Genomic DNA, 1,968 nt, shown 5'->3' with positions numbered 1-1,968 from the left:
CGATGGATACGTCGCTCATCCCGAAAAAGCACCTCCCATGGTTGGTTAAACAGGATAACGTTAACCCGCAACGTTACGAATGGCTGCTCTACCGGCAGTTAACCTCACGACTGAATGGACGCATTTATTTGCCAAATGTTACCAAATACCGCGCACTGGAAGACGACCTGATCCCCCAGACATCGCAGGATACCTTGCTGGCCTCATCAACACTGGACAGACTAAAACAGCCCGCAGAGTTATTGTTACAGGAGAAACAACACCGGCTGGAAAGTGCACTCAAAGACGTTGCTCTCCATATTGATGAGGGAGACAATCGAAATGTGATCATGAAAAATCGTACCGGTACCCGCTGGCGTCTGCCGACCAAAAGCGCTACATCTCTGGTCAACAATCCCTTTTTTAAGCGAATGCAACCGGTCGGTATCGCGGATGTACTGCGGTATGTAGAGCGCGAAACCGGGTTCATGAAATGTCTGACTCATGTACTTCCGATACAAAAACAAGGGTTCACTCATCAGGATGATTTACTGGCCATTCTGATTGCCAACGCCACTCACCGTGGTGTGTATGGCATGGCGCAGATCTCCGATCGAAGCTATGAACACCTGAGTACGGTGCAGGCCAACTATATCCGGCCTGAAACGCTGCATGACGCCAGCGACGTGATCAATAATGCGGTTGCAGCGCTACCCATCTTCCGCCACTACCATATTCAGGAGGACCAGCTGCATGCCAGTGCGGATGGTCAGAAATTCGAAACCCATCTGGAAACCTTTAAAACCCGGTACTCCTCTAAGTATTTCGGCACCAACAAAGGGATCACGGCCATGACACTGGTGGCCAACCACAGCGCCCTCAATGCTCGGATCATCGGTTCCAACGAGCACGAATCACACTATATTTATGACCTGTTACAATCCAACAGCAGTGAAATCAAACCTGACGTACTCTCGACAGATACACACGGTGTCAATCATGTTAACTTCGCCTTACTGGATCTATGCGGTTACAGTTTTGCACCGCGATACGCGCAGTTCAGTAGTGTCATCAATGATCTGTTTGATGTGACTGAAAGTGAACAAGGCAGCACCATACTGGCGCTAAAGAAGCCTATCAGAACGAATGTTATTACAACGGGATGGCAAGATATCAGGCGTATTGTTCTGTCACTTCAGACAAAGCGGACGACACAAGCAATGCTGGTAAGAAAGTTGTCTGGTTACCCTTCTGGACACCCAATATTACAGGCTCTGACGGAGTATAATCGACTGGTTAAAGCGCAATATTTACTTGACTACATCGACGATGCCAGTTTGCGGCAGTATGTGCAACGTGCCCTGAACCGGGGAGAAGCATGGCACTTCCTTAGACGAGCCATTGCGTCGGTGAATGGTGATCAGTTCCGTGGCAAAAACGAGTCTGAAATCGCTATCTGGAATGAATGCGCAAGATTGCTTGCCAACGCGATCATCTACTTCAACTCCGCGATACTGAGTCATCTTCTGGGACACTTTGAAGCGAGAGGAGATGAAGAGAAAGCGGGTATCACTCGTGCTGTTTCGCCCGTTGCGTGGCAAAATATCAACTTAAGCGGAACGTATAACTTCACTAATACTGGGAAATTGCCCAATATTGGCGAAATAACAAGGCCGATAGTGGATGATTAGGCTCCAAGCTGAAAGTAAACCACCTCCGCAGCCATTTATTGGTGTGGTCTACAGAGGATTATGTCTTTTTAGAGGGGAAAATCCCTAGAACCCCACCTTGAGACAGAACGCGCCTTGGTCAGAATCCCAGTCGCTGGGCGGGTTTGCGCCTACGCTCTTGACCCCCACGAGGTCTGGAAAGGGTACGACAACGCCAAAGAATACGCGGCCTTCGTGACCAAGACGCTGGTCAACAAGGACGGCGATATTAAGCGCCGGATCATGTCGATGTTTAGCCCAGAGGAACGCCCAGACGACA

At 49.4% G+C, this 1,968-nt stretch carries 1 protein-coding gene and 1 pseudogene; both read left to right on the top strand.

Annotated elements, in window-relative coordinates; genetic code table 11:
- Positions 1-1,670: Tn3 family transposase (locus tag PR675_RS20735; RefSeq protein WP_000381482.1), on the top strand; the 1,670-nt coding region annotated here is incomplete at its 5' end.
- Between the two features lie 93 nt (positions 1,671-1,763).
- A pseudogene (locus PR675_RS20930) lies at positions 1,764-1,968 on the top strand (repA); the annotation flags it as partial.

This window comes from Providencia sp. PROV261 (assembly GCF_028477945.1).
GTDB lineage: Bacteria > Pseudomonadota > Gammaproteobacteria > Enterobacterales > Enterobacteriaceae > Providencia > Providencia stuartii.
The sequence above is the reverse complement of the archived record's forward strand: the minus strand, read 5'-3'. Positions and strand labels throughout refer to the sequence as shown.